At 63.1% G+C, this 16637-nt stretch carries 14 protein-coding genes and 2 riboswitches; of the genes, 8 read left to right on the forward strand and 6 right to left on the reverse strand.

Annotation, left to right across the window (positions count from 1 at the left end; genetic code table 11):
- Positions 1–501: 501 nt before the first annotated feature.
- Positions 502–3513: an InlB B-repeat-containing protein gene (locus J3T93_RS02595; protein ID WP_267430421.1), complete on the reverse strand. Its 3012-nt coding sequence runs from the start codon at positions 3511–3513 to the stop codon at positions 502–504.
- Positions 3514–3754: 241 nt separating this feature from the next.
- Positions 3755–3901, reverse strand: a complete 147-nt coding sequence (locus J3T93_RS02600; RefSeq protein ID WP_229131636.1) for a hypothetical protein — start codon at positions 3899–3901, stop codon at positions 3755–3757.
- Positions 3902–4154: 253 nt separating this feature from the next.
- Between J3T93_RS02600 and J3T93_RS02605 the strand changes: the two genes are divergently transcribed.
- The 6 genes from J3T93_RS02605 to J3T93_RS02630 all read left to right on the forward strand — a co-directional run bounded on the left by J3T93_RS02605 (position 4155) and on the right by J3T93_RS02630 (position 10283).
- Positions 4155–5534 carry an alpha/beta fold hydrolase gene (locus J3T93_RS02605; RefSeq protein WP_267430422.1) on the forward strand — a complete coding sequence of 460 codons (1380 nt, stop codon included), beginning with the start codon at positions 4155–4157 and terminating at the stop codon, positions 5532–5534.
- 10 nt (positions 5535–5544) lie between these two features.
- Positions 5545–6348 (forward strand): pyrroline-5-carboxylate reductase, encoded by an 804-nt coding sequence (proC, locus tag J3T93_RS02610; protein WP_267430423.1) that lies wholly within the window; start codon positions 5545–5547, stop codon positions 6346–6348.
- A 57-nt stretch (positions 6349–6405) separates the two neighbouring features.
- The gene (gene ychF, locus J3T93_RS02615; protein WP_254477376.1) at positions 6406–7512 is read left to right on the forward strand and encodes a redox-regulated ATPase YchF; all 1107 of its coding nucleotides are present in this window, start codon (positions 6406–6408) and stop codon (positions 7510–7512) included.
- Entirely contained in the window at positions 7509–8309 is an 801-nt protein-coding gene (locus J3T93_RS02620) for an alpha/beta fold hydrolase (RefSeq protein WP_267430424.1), read from the forward strand. Before ychF ends, J3T93_RS02620 begins: the two co-directional genes overlap by 4 nt.
- A gap of 54 nt (positions 8310–8363) precedes the next feature.
- Positions 8364–9155 carry a L,D-transpeptidase gene (locus J3T93_RS02625; RefSeq protein WP_267430425.1) on the forward strand — a complete coding sequence of 264 codons (792 nt, stop codon included), beginning with the start codon at positions 8364–8366 and terminating at the stop codon, positions 9153–9155.
- 120 nt (positions 9156–9275) lie between these two features.
- Positions 9276–10283, forward strand: a complete 1008-nt coding sequence (locus J3T93_RS02630; RefSeq protein WP_267430426.1) for a bile acid:sodium symporter family protein — start codon at positions 9276–9278, stop codon at positions 10281–10283.
- A gap of 34 nt (positions 10284–10317) precedes the next feature.
- Here the strand turns inward: J3T93_RS02630 and J3T93_RS02635 are convergent, their stop codons facing one another.
- From J3T93_RS02635 to J3T93_RS02650, 4 genes are all read right to left on the reverse strand, one after another.
- The gene (locus J3T93_RS02635; protein WP_267430427.1) at positions 10318–10698 is read right to left on the reverse strand and encodes a fluoride efflux transporter FluC; all 381 of its coding nucleotides are present in this window, start codon (positions 10696–10698) and stop codon (positions 10318–10320) included.
- Entirely contained in the window at positions 10695–11105 is a 411-nt protein-coding gene (locus tag J3T93_RS02640; protein ID WP_267430428.1) for a FluC/FEX family fluoride channel, read from the reverse strand. The genes J3T93_RS02635 and J3T93_RS02640 overlap by 4 nt, the downstream gene beginning before the upstream one ends.
- A 117-nt stretch (positions 11106–11222) precedes the next feature.
- Positions 11223–11295, reverse strand: a riboswitch (Fluoride riboswitch).
- 47 nt (positions 11296–11342) lie between these two features.
- Positions 11343–12695: a nitrate/sulfonate/bicarbonate ABC transporter ATP-binding protein gene (locus tag J3T93_RS02645; protein WP_416378814.1), complete on the reverse strand. Its 1353-nt coding sequence runs from the start codon at positions 12693–12695 to the stop codon at positions 11343–11345.
- Positions 12696–12715: 20 nt separating this feature from the next.
- Positions 12716–14455: an ABC transporter permease gene (locus tag J3T93_RS02650; RefSeq protein ID WP_267430608.1), complete on the reverse strand. Its 1740-nt coding sequence runs from the start codon at positions 14453–14455 to the stop codon at positions 12716–12718.
- Positions 14456–14552: 97 nt separating this feature from the next.
- A riboswitch (M-box (ykoK) riboswitch) is annotated at positions 14553–14711 on the reverse strand.
- A gap of 132 nt (positions 14712–14843) precedes the next feature.
- On the opposite strand from J3T93_RS02650, the gene J3T93_RS02655 reads away from it, so the two are divergent.
- Both J3T93_RS02655 and J3T93_RS02660 read left to right on the forward strand, forming a co-directional pair.
- The gene (locus J3T93_RS02655) at positions 14844–15476 is read left to right on the forward strand and encodes an NAD(P)H-dependent oxidoreductase (protein WP_267430430.1); all 633 of its coding nucleotides are present in this window, start codon (positions 14844–14846) and stop codon (positions 15474–15476) included.
- Positions 15473–16636, forward strand: coding sequence for a glycosyltransferase family 4 protein (locus tag J3T93_RS02660; protein WP_267430431.1), 1164 nt, complete (start codon positions 15473–15475; stop codon positions 16634–16636). Before J3T93_RS02655 ends, J3T93_RS02660 begins: the two co-directional genes overlap by 4 nt.
- The last annotated feature ends 1 nt before the right edge of the window (position 16637 follow it).

Consider the following 16637-nt stretch of genomic DNA (forward strand, 5'->3'; position numbering starts at 1 on the left):
TGTAAACCCCTTCACCAAACACCAAGCGAAGCCAACAGCTCGCTGATAAATGTCGTCTTTGTCGGAAAGCTGTCCTTTCTTTCAACGCCGGATCTGTACCGGATCGCAGGAACCATGGCGGAAGCCAGCCGTCTTTTCGTTACCCCTGTTTTTCACCATACCACCCATCCGGCAAACAATACACATAAACTAGCTCAGCAGTCCCGTGACAATAATCATCCTCAGTTGGTGGAATGCTGTTGTTCAAAGCAATTATGCCAAGCCGTGAGGCAAGGATGAGAGCTGAGCTGGCTTGGAGTCATGTGACCTTAGTGAGTCTGGCCACGTCAATATCTGTCTCAGGCGGAAACGAGAGCGGCTCGCCCGTATTGTCGTCGATAGAAGTGTGGTGGGGGCGCAGGAGGAGTGTCGGCTCCTTGGGGATTGAGCCTTGTATGACACTTTCCTCCATGCGCCCCCATTGAGGCGGGTGGACGGGAATTGACCCATCTACCGGCCTTCTTACTCGTGTGAAGTATGTAGGAGTTGCTGCGTTTCTCGCCTATGGCGGCGGGATGCCAGAACCCCACCCATGCCCGTCATGCCGGTGGCCAGGGCCAGCAGAATGCCCTCACCGCCGGCCTGAGGGAGCACGCCTGCAGGTGTGTACGTGTATCTGAGGGACGTGTCGGTCAGTGTGTTTCCCGCGCCGCCCATCGTGTAGTCCACGCTGACCGTGACCGTGCCTGGCAGATGTGCAGGCGTGAGCACTGTGACGCTGTTGCTGTTGCTGACAGGAGTCAGATGTGTGCCGGGGCTGGTGTCGAACTTGGCTGCGGCGATCACCGGTTGCAGGTTGAACATCACCGACACGGGAGCTAACTTACCGTTAGTGGTGCCGTCGCCGAGCCGACCGTTTCCGTTGTTTCCCCATGCGTACACGTATCCGTCACTGCCCACGGCCAGCGAATGCCAGTATCCAGCACTGATCTGTGTGGCTTTTAATCCTTTGCTCGTATCAGTGGGGTTGGCGGGGTCACGCACGGGCACAGGAACATACGAATCCGTTTTTGTGTTGTTACCGAGCTGACCATACCAGTTGTATCCCCAGGAGTATGCATATCCGTCACTGCCCAGAGCCAGCGAATGCCAGTATCCGGCGCTGACCTGTGAGGCTTTCAGTCCTTTGCTCGTATCAGTAGGGTTGGCGGGGTCGCACACGCGCACAGGAAAAGGATTTCCACCGTAGCTGTCGTTGATGGTGTTGTTACCGAGTTGGCCCTTGACGTTCCATCCCCAGGCGTATGCATATCCGTCGCTGCCCACGGCCATTGAATGATCGTATCCGGCGCTGATCTGTATGGCTTTCAGCCCTATACTCTCATCAGCAGGGCTGTCGGGAGTGCGCACGAGTACCGGGAAAGGCGAATACTCACTGGAACCGCTGGTGTTGTTGCCGAGTTGGCCATACCAGTTCCATCCCCAGGCGTATGCGTATCCGTCGCTGCTTAGAGCCAGCGAATGCCAATATCCTGCGCTGACTTGTACGGCCTTTAGTCCTCTGCTCTCGTCAGTAGGGCTGCCGGGGTCGCGTACGCGCACAGGAACATGCGAATCCGTTTTCGTGTTGTTGCCGAGTTGGCCCCAATTGTTGTTTCCCCAAGTGTAGACGTATCCGTCGCTGCCCACGGCCAACGAATGCCGACCTCCGGCGCTGACCTGTACGTAGGTGAAATTCGTTGGCAGATCTGGATACGTCTTGCGATCAGGTTTCTGTACCATGACCGGCGTATATCTGGAGTTTTTGGCCGTCCCGTCGCCGAGCTGGCCATACGTGTTGTCTCCCCAGGCGTACGCGTTCCCGTCGCTGCCCACAGCCAGGGAGAATGAACCAGTGTTTGAGCTGCTGATCTGGTTGAACTTGATACCGTTTGTATTGGTTGGTGGGGTAATGGTGGTCCTTTCACCGCCGATTTGGCTGCCCGTATCAGGGCTTATTGTCCATTTGTTTGACGACCAATGTGCAGTAAGTCTGAGGTCCTTGGTGACGGGCTTGCTGAAGTCGTAGGCGACTTCGCCTATGAACCATCCGTAGAACTGGTAACCAGCGCGCGTCGGGTCGGGGGAGGGCCGCTTCACCCTACCGTACGGGTAGCCGACTTGCTGGGGTTCCGGTGCCTGGCCTCCTCCGGCTGTATCAAAAGTGACCGTGTGGGTGGAACCCTGTTGGACATCCCTTAACAGCGGCCGATCGACGGTGTACTTGAGGCTCCTGGTGAATGGCTGGCCATCTTGTCTGCCTGTGATAGTGATGATGACTGGTCCGGGCTTATGGGCTGGAGCTTCTACCTGCCAGGTGTCGTCTGTTTTGCTGAGCGTCAATGCCTGGCCGCTCATGCTGGCTGATTCTAGTGTGAACGTTGTGATAGTGGCGATTCTTGCAGGCTTGCCCTGATCACTGTGAGGGTTCAGGCCCCAGGTGAACAAGTTGCCTTGCCCGTCTATGGCAGTGATCCTGCTGCCGGCTTCGGCGGCCTGCATGTACTGCTGGCTCCCGTTGTCCATACGCATGGGTGCTTCGCCCGGCTTCCAGGCCCAAAGGTGGCCGTCCGTGTCGGTGATGACGGCCTGGCTATCGTTGGCTGTGATCGAGTTGGCTTTCATGCTTTCCGGCAGGCTGACCGCTGTCGAACTGGTCGCGCTGTCAGCCAGGTAATTGATCTGCCTTTCTGCGTCCAGGAGGAGGAACTCTTGGTTGAGGGCTTGGGCTTGGATGATGCGCATGCCCGGGTTTTGTTTGATGCGTTCGGGTTTGATGTTGCCGGTGTTGCTCGTGTCCCAGGTCCAGGCTTGCCCGTCCGAGTCCAGGGCGAGGATCCGGCTGCTGGAGGCGACGGCTGTGACGGATTGCGTCTTTCCGGGCAGGCTGGTTGCTGCCTGCTCTATACATTTCGTGTTCGGGTTCGGGTTCTGACCGGACTGGTAGGTGTGGATCTGTCCTTGCCGGTCAACGGCCAGCAGCCGGTCGTCGTTGATGCTGATGCTGGTGAATTTGGTGTTCTTGCTGGTCTCGAGGATGGTGGGCGTGGGCTGTCCGTTGGTCCAGGTGTATATCTGCTGGTCGGATCCGAGAGCAGCTTGCCATTGGCTGTCGGCTGCGGCCTGCAGGTAGTGGAACCCGTTGGGAGCCTGGGTGGGGAGAGGAAATTGTACGGGTGTGCCGTCTTGCGTCCAGGTGTAGATGTGGCCGTCCCCGGTCAGACCGATAAACCGGTCTCCTGCGCTTTGGATGCTGGTGTAGTAGGGTTCCCGCGGGCTGGGCAGGTTGATGGTCAGCCGGGCGCCGGAGGCGGGCCCGTGGTCAGGGCTCAGTGTCCAGTCCGTGGTTTTCGTCCATTGGGCTTTCAGGGTGGTGTCCTGGAGGATGGGGGTCTGGAAGTCGAAGGGCTGGCCGTCACGTGTCCATCCGTCGAATCGGAAGCCTTGACGTTGCGGGTTCTGTTGCGGGGGAGTGGCGAGGGTGCCGGTTTTCACGGTTGATTGTGTTGGCTTGCTTTCGTCGGCTGGGTCGAAGCGCACCATGTGCGAAGCTTGATCATCCGTCTTATCGGATGGCTTGGTTGAAGCGGATCCTGTGTTGCCTGGGCTGCTTGTCGGCGATGACGGGGTGTCCGGGTTTGGTGTGGTGGTGCTTAATGGTGAGGAAGGTGTCAGCGGTGATGGTTTGGGTAGTGGTGTGCTGGTTGCGTTGCTGGGGAGAGTGCCGGGGGTTTGGTTAGCTACGCGAGGGGTCTGACGACCCCCCCCCCCCGGTGAGTATGGGAGCGTCCGCCTGGGCGGATGCGACGCCCAAGCCTGCCAGCAGGCTGATCAGGACGGTCATCATCGCCAGGATGCGACGCAGACGGGAAACCAGATGCATGAAACCAAAATCCCTTCACCAAACACCAAGCGGAATCAGAACCGCTTACCGAATAAAGTTCTGTCTGTCGGAAAGCCACCCATTGCTCAACGTCAGTCCGTGCAACAGATTGCACGAATCCTGACGCAAGCCAGTCGTCTTCTCGACGTCCCCCGCCTTTCACCCTACCACCCAGCCCGCCAACAACACACAAGCCAGGTCCAACCGCCCGGAGACAATGAACCCGACTGATCTCAAAGAAAGGAGCCAGCGCATGACCAACCAGGGATACTATCTGCCGGGACTCTACGTTCGGGAGGGGTCCATCCCCGTTCCCTTGGACTGGGCGGGCAGTGAACCTGGCGTCTGGCGAGCCGAAGACCATTCGGACCAGGCGGTCATCCGCTGCTTCTACCGCGTGGTCTGCGCACCCGAGCACATCCACGACGACCTGCCGCTGCTGGTCTACCTGCAGGGCGGACCCGGCTCGGGCGCCCCACGGCCGCTGAACGCCACTGCCGACGGGTGGATGGCCGAGGCTTTACGCCACTTCCGCATTGTCCTGCCCGACCAGCGGGGTACAGGCCGGTCCAGCGCCATCGACGGCTCCACCATGGCCTCCCTAGGCGAGCCCCGGGCCCAGGCCGACTATCTGAAGCATTTTCTGGCGGACTCCATCATCCGGGACTTCGAGCACCTGCGTCGTACGGTCTTCGCCGGCCGTCCCTGGGTGGCCCTTGGACAGAGTTTCGGCGGCTTCCTGACCCTGGCCTACCTGTCGAACTTCCCGCAAGGGCTTGCTGCGGCTTTCACTGCCGGGGGCGTGCCGCACATCCCCACGGATGCCTATGAGCTCTTCTCCCACACATTCGCCAAAATGGCCCAACGGTCCCAGGCTTTCTACCAGCGCTATCCGGGGGATCAAGACCGTGTGGCAGCTATTGCCGACCGGCTGGCCCAGGGCGATGTGGTCCTGCCCGGCGGCGACCCCCTGAGTGTGGAGCGGCTGCAGACTCTGGGCGCGGACCTGGGCAAGAGCGGCGGGTTCGAGCGCCTTCACTGGCTGCTGGACACGGCCTTCCTGGATGGCGACGGCAGCCTGCCCGTTTCCAGTGCTAGCAGCTCCCGGGCCACCCTCTCGCAGACTTTCCTGGAGGGGGTGCGGGCGGCCACCTCGGTCAGCCCGATCTACTGGCCCCTGCAGGAGTTCATCTACGCCGACGGGAACTGCGGCCCCCTGCGCTGGGCAGGGCAGCGGGTGCGCGACACCCGCCCCGAATTCGACACCGCTGCCCGCCCGCTCATGTTCACCGGGGAGGCGATCTTCCCCTGGATGTTCGAGCAGGAGGCGGCCCTGCGCCCCTTCGGCCCGGCGGTCAGCCTGCTCATGGAGGAGGGTTCCTGGGGTCACCTGTACGATCCCGAGCGCCTGGCCGACAATCAGGTTCCCCTGCAGGCCGCGGTCTATGCCGACGACCTTTATGTGCCCTCCGAGCTCCAGCTGGACACTCTCTCGCGCGTGGGCCACGCCCATGCCTGGGTGACCAACGAGTTCGAGCACGACGGCCTGCACGGGGACAGGGTCTTCGCCCACCTCTACCGGCTGGCCCTGGGGCGCGGCGATCTGGAGGGGCTCTTCCCGGCGCGCGGCTAGACTTGAGGGCATGAACACGGACTCATTGACTCTCGGATTCATCGGATACGGCAACATGGCCCAGGCCATGGCCCAGGGGCTGGTCGACGCTGGTGTGCTGCCCGGCGGCCGGATTGTGGCCTGCGCAGCCCACTATGACCGGCTGGTGGGGCGTGCGGCGCAGCTGGGTGTGCGGCCCATGCACTCAGGCACCGAGGTGGCTGCGGCCGCCGACCTGGTGGTTCTGGCCGTCAAACCGGGGCAGGTGGCCCAGGTCTGCGAGCCTATCCGCCATGAGCTGGCTGACCCGGATCGCATGGTCCTCTCGGTGGTGGGCGGCATGACCCTTGAGGACTATGCCGACATTCTGGCGGAGGGCACCCACCTGATCTGCGCCGTTCCCAACACCCCCATTTCAGTAGGGCAAGGGATTCTGATCACCCAGGAGGGCGACACCCTGACCGACCAGCAGCGGGAGCTCTTTACCCGGGTCTTCGACCCGGTGGCCATGATCGAGCGGCTGCCCCGGGAGCTGGTCTCGGTGGGCACGACCATCGCCGGATGCGCGCCCGCCTACACGGCCATGTACATGGAGGCCTTGGCCGATGCCGGGGTGGAGCATGGGCTGCCCAGGCAGGCGGCCTACCGGCTGGCGGCGCGAATGGTGGAGGGGACAGGAGCCCTCTACATGTCCACCGGCACCAACCCCGGGGCCATGAAGGACGCGGTCTGCTCGCCGGGCGGAACCACCATCAAGGGGGTCGCCTCCTTGGAGAAGCACGGCTTCCGTGGAGCGGTCATCGAAGCCATCGATGCGGTGGAGCGCGGCGACTGAGCCTGCCGTCCTGAGGGGAGCCACGCCGGGGGCAGTCCGGGCAATAGACTGGTGGATATGTCGTTAACCATAGGAATCGTCGGGCTGCCCAACGTCGGCAAGTCCACACTCTTCAACGCCCTCACCCGCAACAACGTTTTGGCGGAGAACTACCCTTTCGCCACCATCGAGCCCAACACCGGCATCGTGCCCCTGCCCGACGACCGGCTGCCCGTCTTGGCTAAGTTGGTCCACACAGACAAGATTGTGCCCGCCACGGTCACCTTCGTGGACATCGCCGGCATCGTCAAGGGGGCCTCGGAGGGGGAGGGGCTCGGCAACCAGTTCCTGGCCAACATCCGCGAGGCCGACGCCATCTGCGAGGTGGTACGCGCCTTCAATGACGACGATATCGTCCACGTCAACGGCAAGGTGGATCCGGCCGACGACATCGACACCATCAACACCGAACTGATCCTGGCCGACATGCAGACCATCGACAAGGCCCTGCCCAAGCTGGAGAAGGACCAGCGCGGGGGCAAGATCAAGCCTGCCTACCTGGACACCGTCCGCAAGGCCAAGGAGATTTTGGGCCAGGGTCGCACCATCGACCAGGCGGCCAAGGCCGGTGACATCGACAAGGACGAGCTCTACGACCTGCATCTGATGACCGCCAAGCCATTCATATACGTCTTCAACGTGGACGACGACGAGCTGCAGAACGAGGACTTGAAGAAGCAGCTGGCCGACTCCGTGGCTCCCGCGCCTGCCATCTTCCTCAACGCCCAGTTCGAGTCCGAGCTGACCGAGCTTGACGAGGCGGACGCCCGCGAGATGCTGACCGATGCCGGGCTTACGGAGTCCGGCCTGGACCAGTTGGCCCGGGTGGGCTTCGACATTCTTGGCCTGCAGACCTTCCTGACCGCCGGGGTCAAAGAGGTGCGCGCTTGGCAGATCCACCAGGGCTGGACCGCCCCGCAGGCTGCCGGTGTCATCCACACCGACTTCGAGAAGGGTTTCATCAAGGCCGAGGTGGTCTCCTACGACGACTTCGTGGCCGCCGACGGCTCCTACGCCAAGGTGCGCGAGGAGGGCAAGATGCGCCTTGAGGGCAAGGACTACGTCATGCAGGACGGCGACATCGTAGAGTTCAAGACCGGCATACCCTCCGGTTCCAAGAAGTGAGCGCCAAGCCAGGGTTCGCCATTCGCCGGGGTCGTGGGCTGCCGCTGATCTTTGCGCATGGGTCCGGTGTGGACCACCACATCTTCGACGACCTGGATCCCGTATTCGAGCGGGTGGGCGGCTTCGAGCGGATCTATCTGGACCAGCCCGGCTTCGGCCGCACGCCGCCCGACCCGTCCATCCTCGACCTGGACGGTCTGGCCCGGTGGCTGAATGACCAGGTGGACATTTTCAGTGGCGGTGGCCCTTTCGCCTTGGTGGGCAACTCCATGGGCGGGCTGCTCAGCCGTCATGCCGCCGCCGGTCGACTGGAGCGCTGCCGGGGGATGGCCCTGCTCTCCTCGGTGGTCGACCCTGTGACCGCCCACAGGCGCCTGCCCCCACGTCAGGTGCTGATCCGGGACGACCAGGGACTGGCCGACGTGGACGAGTTCACCAGGCATGCCTACCGGCAGATGGCCGTGGTGGAGTCCCGGAAGCACCTGGAGGCCTACCAACGGACCATCATGCCCGGTATTCGTTCTGCCGATGCCGATACGGTGGCTCGAATGGAGGGGCACTATCAGCTGGATATGGACTTCGACCAGGTCTGGTCCGGATTCATGGCCCCTGTGCTCTTTGTCTGTGGACGCCAGGACGACCGTGTGGGCTACCTGGACCAGTTCGACCTGGCCTGCCGCTTCCCTCGAGCCTCCTACTCGGTGCTGGATCGGGCCGGCCATAATGTGCAGATCGAGCAGAACGCCTTGGTTTGTGACCTGCTGGAGGACTGGGCCAGGCAGGTGCTGAAAGGCTGAGTCTCTCCCGGTTTCGTCTGCCATTACAATGAACTGTGCATACAGGTTCGTTCAATGGCGACGAAGGGGAAGGACATGGCTGTCTGGGGATTGGATGGCGAACGCCTTAAGCGGCGTGCGCTCGCCATGCTCCGTTGGTTGCTGGACCCTGTCCGCCGCACGCCTGTGGTAGTGACAAGCGCCCTGCTGACGCTGTTGCTGACAGTCCTGATCGTCAACCTGTTCCAGCCGGTGGATGCGGCTCATGCGGAACGAACCACAGCTGCGAGCGCTTCGAGCACATCCACCGTTTCGGTCAGACGATTCCCCAAGGCACATCATCCCGGCAAATCTGCCTCCTCCTCTTCATCAACCACAAAGAATCAGACAAAGCAGCAGAAGCCAGACCCTGCTGCTACTTCCGCTCATCCTGTCGATTGGCTCAAGCCTTCCGAGCAGGTTGATTACCCGGATCCTGCAGCCCATCCTGGCCTATCCTTGGAGGTCAGCCTTCAGGACCAGCGGGTCTATGTGCGCGACGGGTCTGAACTGCTCTACTCCATGTACGCCTCGACGGGCATGGATGACTCCACGCCCAGGGGTAGCTTCCGCATCCAGGCCGAGCGCGGCGACCACTTCTACAATCCCGGCGAGGGGATGGGCGCCCGCTACTACACCAGTTTTCTGAACCACGGGGTCTTCCTCTTCCATTCGGTTCCCACCGATTCCAAGGGCGGATACATCAAGGAGGAGGCCGATATGCTGGGCATCCGCCCTGGCTCCCACGGCTGCATCCGACTGACGGTGCCCGACGCTCGATGGATCATGCAGTCCGTGCCCACCGGCACGCCCGTCCTGGTCAAGTGAATCCAGTCGGTGCCGGAACAGCTGCGTCCAAAATGTGACCATTCGCCGTCGTGCCTGCCCTCGGTTTTCTAACTTTGCCCTACCACAGAGAGAGCTATCGAGAGGAAGTGGTCAGGAATAATGCAAAAGGTGCAGCGGTTCAGTGACTGGTTGACTAAGTGGTTCATCCTGGTGGTCCTAGCCTGGGCCGCCATGAATTTCTTCGTCCCGCAGATGAGCATTTGGGCCCGCAGCTACACCAACTACTTCCTGAGCATTATCCTCTTCGGTATGGGGCTGACCCTGAGCCTGGACGATTTCAAGCGAATCATCAAAATGCCGCTCATGGTCATCGTCGGCACCGTGGCCCACTACCTGATCATGCCCCTGTTGGCCGTGCTGCTCTGCCGCATCTTCCGCTTGGACGGCATGATCGCCGTGGGAGTCATCCTGGTGGGCTGCTGCCCCTCGGGGACCTCCTCCAACGTCATGTCCTATCTGTCGCGCGGCGATGTGGCCCTGGACGTGTCAATAGGCCTGCTCTCCACCCTGTGTGCGCCCTTCATGATCCCCATGCTGATGAACCTGCTGGCCAGCCTGTATGTGGCCATCCCTACCAAGCAGCTCTTCCTGACCGCCCTTGAGGTTGTGCTGATCCCTATCGCCCTGGGCCTGGCCGTCCACGCCTTATTCAAGGAAAAGGTGCAGAAGGTGACCGTGGCTCTGCCGGCAGTCTCGCAGATCGCCATCCTGGTCATCATCGGCGTGGTCGTCTCCGTCAACCACGCCAAGCTCTTCACCGCCGCCACCGCCCTGGTCCTGCCGGTGGTCATGCTCCACAACCTGTGCGGGTACGGGCTGGGCTTCCTCTTCAGCCGGCTCATGTACCGCATCTACCCGAAGGGGTTCCGCTACGCCCAGCAGAAGGCCATCACCTTCGAGGTGGGCATGCAGGATTCAGGACTGGGCGCGACCCTGGCCCTGCAGGCCTTCGCCGCCGACCCGATTGTGGCCATCCCGTCCACTTTCTTCAGCGTCTGGCACAACATCTCCGGTTCGGTGCTGTCCGCCTGGTGGCGTCGGCATGACGACCGGCTGGGGATTGCTGCCGACTCCGCCCAGGGTCGTCCCGAGTCGGCTCGTGCCTGATTCTCGAACACCTTTCTTGCTGGCTGGGTCTCTGCTACATGCCTGGTCCGGCCAGCAGGAAGCCCAGGGCCGTCAACAGAGGCGGCAGGAAGATCGATGCCGCTAAATAGCCCAGGGCTTCCAGATGTCGCCTCTGCCCAGCCAGGGCCAACACTTCGTTGACTGCTGTCGAGAAAGTGGAGAAGCCGCCCAGCAGTCCTGTGGCCAGCAGCAGCCGCCCCCAGGCAGGCAGTCCGTGGAAGGCGGCAAGGGCGGCCACCAGCCCTGCAGCCAATCCGGCCAGCAGGTTGATGATCATGGTTGACAGGGGCAGGTCCACCTTCCAGCGGGCCTTGACCAGGGTGTCCAGCAGGTAGCGCAGTGTGGCCCCCAGGCCGCCGCACAGGCAGATCAGCAATGTAAATGTAATGGTCATCGCCCACCTGCCTGGATGTGTGCAGCGAGTTGCGCTCCCAGCGCGGCCATGGCCCAGGAAACCAGGAGGCCACCGGCAAAGGAGACCAGCAGGTAGGCAACCGTTGCCTGAGCTTGACCGCCCGACAGGCCCTGGACCAGTTCCAGCGAGAGGGTGGACATGGTCGACAGGCCTCCGCACAGACCCATGCCCAGGCCCTTGTTGGCCAGCTGCCTTCGGCGTGCATGTGCGCTTTTTGGCAGCCCGGCCAGGAAGGCGGTCAGCAGGGCATAGCCTGCGCAGGCGATCAGATTGGCCAGGAGGGTTCCCGGATGCAGTGGGCCGCTCTGGCCCGGCAGGAGGCTCAAGGCGTACCGGCAGCCGGTGCCCAGTGCTCCGCCCAGCATCACCGCCAGGGTTGTGGCCATATCAGGTCCAGTAGGGGGTTTGGTCATTGAAAGTCTCGGTTCCCGACGGATCAACGTCCGCAGGGTGGGGCTGAACGGCATGCGCCTGCACCCGGCCCGCAGACGGGGGCGTCGAATCATGGTGCAGGAACTATCAGCAGTTTGCAGTTCGGGGCTCTAGCCCCGGGCGGGTTCCATCGCCCGAGGCTCATTCTAGGAGAACAAGGGGACCGCAGCCGCCACAGCTGTCGTGACTGCTCACTCGGTGTGGTTCTCCGGGTCCAGGGTCAGCCGGTCGTCGTCGGCATCGTAGTCAAAGAGCTCCCCGTATCGACCCCAGGTTATGGCCGTGTCGAACTGCTGGACGGCCTCCTTGTCCGAGTGGTGGGCTCTCAGCAGGTCCAGAATCAGGGAGCCGTGCAGGCTCTTGTCGTCGCTGTTCTTCAGGGCCCGGTCGATGATGCGGATCAGCGGAACATGAGCCATCAGCATTCGGGAAAACATCTCCTTGCTCTCCAGGATGTCCGCGTCGTTCCAGGCTCGGCCCTGGTCGGTCAGGCTGACGTGCCCGTTGTCGGCCTGGAAGATGCCCAGCATGAGTCCGGCATCGATCAGCGGGAAGAGGTCGTCCACCTCGAAGGAGAGCTTGGCGGCCAGGTCGGCCAGGTCCATGCCGTTGGGCTGGTTGACCATGACGTCGGCCAGGCCGGCCAGGCCGCCGGGTGTGGCGTCGGGCAGGTTGCGTTCAGTGATGTCCTCGTCCCGTACCGAGTCCCGCACGGCCTGACGGTTGCGCACCTTGGTCTGTAGACGGCGGCGGATGTCCTCGCTGTCACGCCGGCCGGTGAGGATCGAATAGAGGTAGTCCACGCAGGACTGGAAGAGGTCGGACTGCTTGTCCCGAGGCCTGTCCAGATGGATGGGCACGTCTGCGATGACCCGGCCGGGATGCGAGTCCAGGACCAGAACCCGGTCGGCCATCTCTACGGCCTCCTCAATGTTATGGGTGACGATCAGCACCGACTTGACGCTGCCTGCCTCCTCCGACCAGACCTTGAGGACCTCCTGCCGCAGATTCTCGGCTGTCAGCACGTCCAGGGCCGAGAAGGGCTCATCCATGAAGAGGGCGTCTGGCTTGAGGACCAGGGCCCGGGCGATGCCCACGCGCTGTCGCATGCCACCGGAAAGCTCCTTGGGGTAGGCGCTTTCGAAGCCGTCCAGGCCGATGGCGTCGATGGCGGCCAGGGAAAGGCTCTCGCGCTTTTTCCTGGGCACCCCCCGGGCCTGCAGACCCAGCTCAACGTTGTTCTTGACGGTCAGCCAGGGCATCAGGGCGAAGCTCTGGAAGACCAGGGCCACGCCGGGGTTGGGCCCGTCCAGCTGCCTGCCCCGGTATTCGACGCTGCCCTTGCTGGCCGGTACCAAGCCGGCCAGAATGCGCAGCAGGGTGGACTTGCCGGCGCCTGAGCGGCCCAGGATGGCCACCACCTCGCCCTCGTGCAGAGTGAAGTCGATGTTGTCGAGGACAGTCAGTTCCGCGCCCTTGTCGGACTGGTAGGTCTTGGTCACGTGCTCGGCCGTGATGATCCCGTTGGAATTGATCTTGGTCATTGTCGAACCTCTCAGACTTCTCATGTCAGGGAATAGCGCCGTTGTGCCAGTGATTGCAGGGGAGACCAGAAGAACCGGTCGGCCAGGACCACGAAGACGCTCATGACGGCCACCCCCAGGATGATGCGGGGGGTGTCTCCAGTGGCGGTCACCTGGGCGATGTAGGCTCCAAGGCCCCGGGCCGTCAGTGCGGTCTTGCCGTAGGAGACCACCTCGGAGACGATGGAGGCATTCCAGGCTCCGCCGGCCGCTGTAATGCCGCCGGTGCACCAGGAGTCGAACAGGGCCGGCAGGATCAGGGTCTTCCATCGTTGCCAGCGGTTCTGGCCCAGGCTGCGCGACATCTCCAGCAGGTCGTCGGGGATGGCCGAGGCCCCGGCGATGACATTGAAGAGGATGTACCACTGGGTGCCCAGGGCCATGAGCAGGATGCTGCCCCAGTTGATGTCGATTCGCCAGATGATGAAGATCATGGTGACGAAGGGGAAGATGAAGTTGGCCGGGAAGGAGGCCAGGATCTGCACCATGGGCTGCAGGTAGCGGGAGATGCGCGGATTCATGCCGATCAGAGCGCCTATCGGGACCCATACGATCGTGCAGGCCACCATCAGGATCAGCACTCGCAGGAAGGTCAGCAGACCCAGCTGGAAGACGTGCCCGACCTCGCCCAGGCCCAGAGGGCGGATGACCAGACGGTCCAGTTGCCAGAGTCCCCACAGGCCAATCGAGGCCAGGCAGGCCCACCAGAACAGGTCGCCTGCATGCCTGCGTCCGCCGCTCCGGCTCCAACGCGCCCCGGTTCGGCCCATGGGGCGGGTGATCCGGTCCAGCAAGTCAGTCAGGGGATGGCCCACCAGACCCAAGAGGTCCTTGACCCCGGACAGACGGATGACCGTCAGTACCAGGCTGTGCCGGGGCTCGCTTGACTGGCTGCTGGTGTAGCGGAACTTCTCGGCCCAGGCGGTCAGCGGCTTCCAGAGCAGGAAGTCAATCAATAGGACCACCACGATCATGGTCAGGATGGCCATCCCCACCTTGCCCAGGTCCTGCTCGGCGGTGGCCTCCTCCACGAAGGAGCCGATGCCGGGCAGGGCAAGGGTCCTGTTGTTGACCGAGATCATCTCGGAGGCGGTCAGGAAGAACCAACCGCCGCCCATGCTCATCATGCAGTTCCAGAGCAGGGGGATCATGGCGTTGGGCACGTCCAGCTTCCAGAAGCGCTGCCAGCGGGTCAGGCGCATCAGCCTCACCGCTTCGTCCAGGTCGGCGGGCTCGCTGGTCAAGGAGTTATAGAAGGAGAAGGCCATGTTCCAGGCCTGGCTGGTGAAGATGGCGAAGATGGAGGCCGCCTCCACGCCCATGATGGACCCGGGGAAGAGGACCAGCCAGATGGAGATGGTGGCCGACAGGAAGCCCAGGACGGGCACCGACTGCAGGATGTCCAGCAGGGGGATGAGCACGGCGCCCAGGCGGCGGGAGCGCGCGGCGGCCAGTCCGTAGAGGAAGGCGAAGACCAGGGAGACGATCAGAGCCGCGAACATGCGGAAGAGGGAGCGCAGCGCGTAGTAGGGCAGGTTGGCCGGGTCGGTGGAGACGTGCGAGGGTACGCCTGCAGGACCGATGGGGGCACCCAAGGCTGGCAGCAGATAGGCCAGGGCCCCCAGCAGGACCAGCGCGCCTATGGCTACGGCCAGGCCCGTCCATATACGGGTGGAGCGCGATGCCTGGCTGCGGTCGTCGTTCAGCGGAGAACGGAGCATTCCTGGCAGTGCGACAGCATTCACGATGGCCTCCCTCCAAGGTGCGGAACATCCCTGTCGGCAGCCTCGAAGACGGCGTGGCGATCGGCCATGAGCCGACCATTGTCATCGTTCAAGCTTCGGCTTCGCATGGTATTTGGCCCTGCATTAGTCCCTGCCTTGATCCGACGGGGACTGTTGACCTGCGCGGGGTGTCTCCACCACTTTGCGGCAGCATGCCTTGTCCATGCGGTAGCTTCACCTACCGACCACCCAATAACATAGATGGCACCAAGAGCAGTGTCAAGCATTTGCCAAACCAGCGTTGCCGTCCTTGCCAGGACTGACAATGACAGGGTCTGCACGCAGTCAGTGCAGGCACGAACTTGAATGTAAGGAGCGAATCCCTATGAAGATCGTGGCAGTCACGGCCAACCCCGAACCCAAGAGTCTGACCGATGCGGCGGGCAATGCCCTGCTGGACGGGGCGGCCGAGGGCGGGGCTCGCACCGAGTTGATCGACCTTTGCGCCGAGGGGTTCAATCCCGTCTTCGGCATGGAGGACAGGACCCACTACCTGGGCCTGGGCCCTATGCCCGAGGATGTTCAGGCCATGCAGGAACGCATCAAGGATGCGGACGTGCTGGCCCTGGTCTTCCCTGTCTACTGGTACAGCATGCCGGCCATCATGAAAGGCTTCATCGATCGGGTCATCTGCCGGGGCTTCGCCTATAACGTTGATGGAACCCCCGGAGCCTTGGCCGGACGTCGGGTGGAGCTGATCATGCTGACCGGCGGGGAAAAGGAATGGTACCAGTCCAGCGGCATCGGTGAGGCCCTGGACAACCAGCTCCGTCGGCAGACCTTCCTCAAGTACTGCCAGGTCGCCCAGGTGGAGACCATATATGTGGATAATCTGGAGTCGGGCAACGACGAGCAGCAGGCGCGCGAGGCCGCCGACCGGCACCTGGTGGCCCTGGCCCTGAAGGGTCGTCGGCTGGCCGCAGGCACCGAGCCCGGAGCAGGCCAGGACGCTCAGTGACGCTCAGCATCGGGTTCGTCTTCGATGACACCCTGGATGTGCTTGACGGGGTCCAGCAGCACATTCTGACCCTGGGACGGGAGCTGTGCAGGCGGGGCCATAGGATCCAGTATCTGGTCGGGCAGACCGCCCATCCGCCGGTTGACGGAGTCCACTCCCTGTCCCGCAACGTCATGGTCTCCTTCAACGGCAACAGGATGCGCATACCGCTGCCAGCTCCCAAGGCGCCCATCCGCCGGGTCCTGGAGGCCGAACACTTCGACCTGCTGCACGTCCAGGCCCCCTACAGCCCCTTCCTTGCCGGTCGGGTCATCCGGGCCGCAGACCCGGCAACGGCCCTGGTGGCCACCTACCACATCGCCCCCACGGGGAATCTGCAGCTGCTGGGCGGCCGGCTGCTGGGGTTGATCAACCGCAGGACCCATAGGCGCATCGACAGAGTCATAGCGGTCTCGCCTGTGGCGGCCAGCTATGCCCGGCAGACTGCCGACGCGCCCAGCAGGGTGGTGGCCAACCCTGTGGACGTGGCTGCCCTGCGCCGGGCCCGTCAGGCCGCTGGCGACCAGGAGGTGGCGCGCCTGCACGGCCAGGGGCCGCATCTGGTCTTCCTGGGGCGGTTCGTGGCCCGCAAGGGGGCGGGGATCCTGCTGTCAGCCCTCCAGGCGGGGGAGCGGACCGGCATCCTGCCCGAAGGCCTGCATGTGACCATGGCCGGCAAGGGGCCGCTACTGGAGGACTGCCGTCGAAAGGCTGCAGCCCTGCGCACCCCGGTGGCCTTCCCCGGCTTTGTGGATGAGAAGGACAAGCCCGCCCTGCTGGCCTCATCCGATCTGACCGTCTTTCCCTCCACCAGGGGCGAGTCCTTCGGTATCGTCCTGCTGGAGGCAATCGCCTCGGGCACGGCTCCGGTGCTGGCCGGGGACAATCCCGGCTACCGGTCCACCCTGATGGGTGATGAGCGGGCTCTGGTGACTGTCGACTCGCCCAACACCCCCGAACTGCTGGCCCGGCGAATCGTTCAGGCTCTGGGGGACCCCTCCTGGAGGCGAAATGTGCGCCATGACCAGCTGGCGCTCTTGGACCGCTACGACGTGACCACCGTGGCCGATCAGGTGGAGGAGGTCTACCGGCAAGCCATTCAAGACCGCCGTCTCATGTAGG

Source organism: Bifidobacterium sp. B4111, from assembly GCF_026537235.1.
Taxonomy (GTDB): Bacteria; Actinomycetota; Actinomycetes; order Actinomycetales; family Bifidobacteriaceae; genus Bombiscardovia.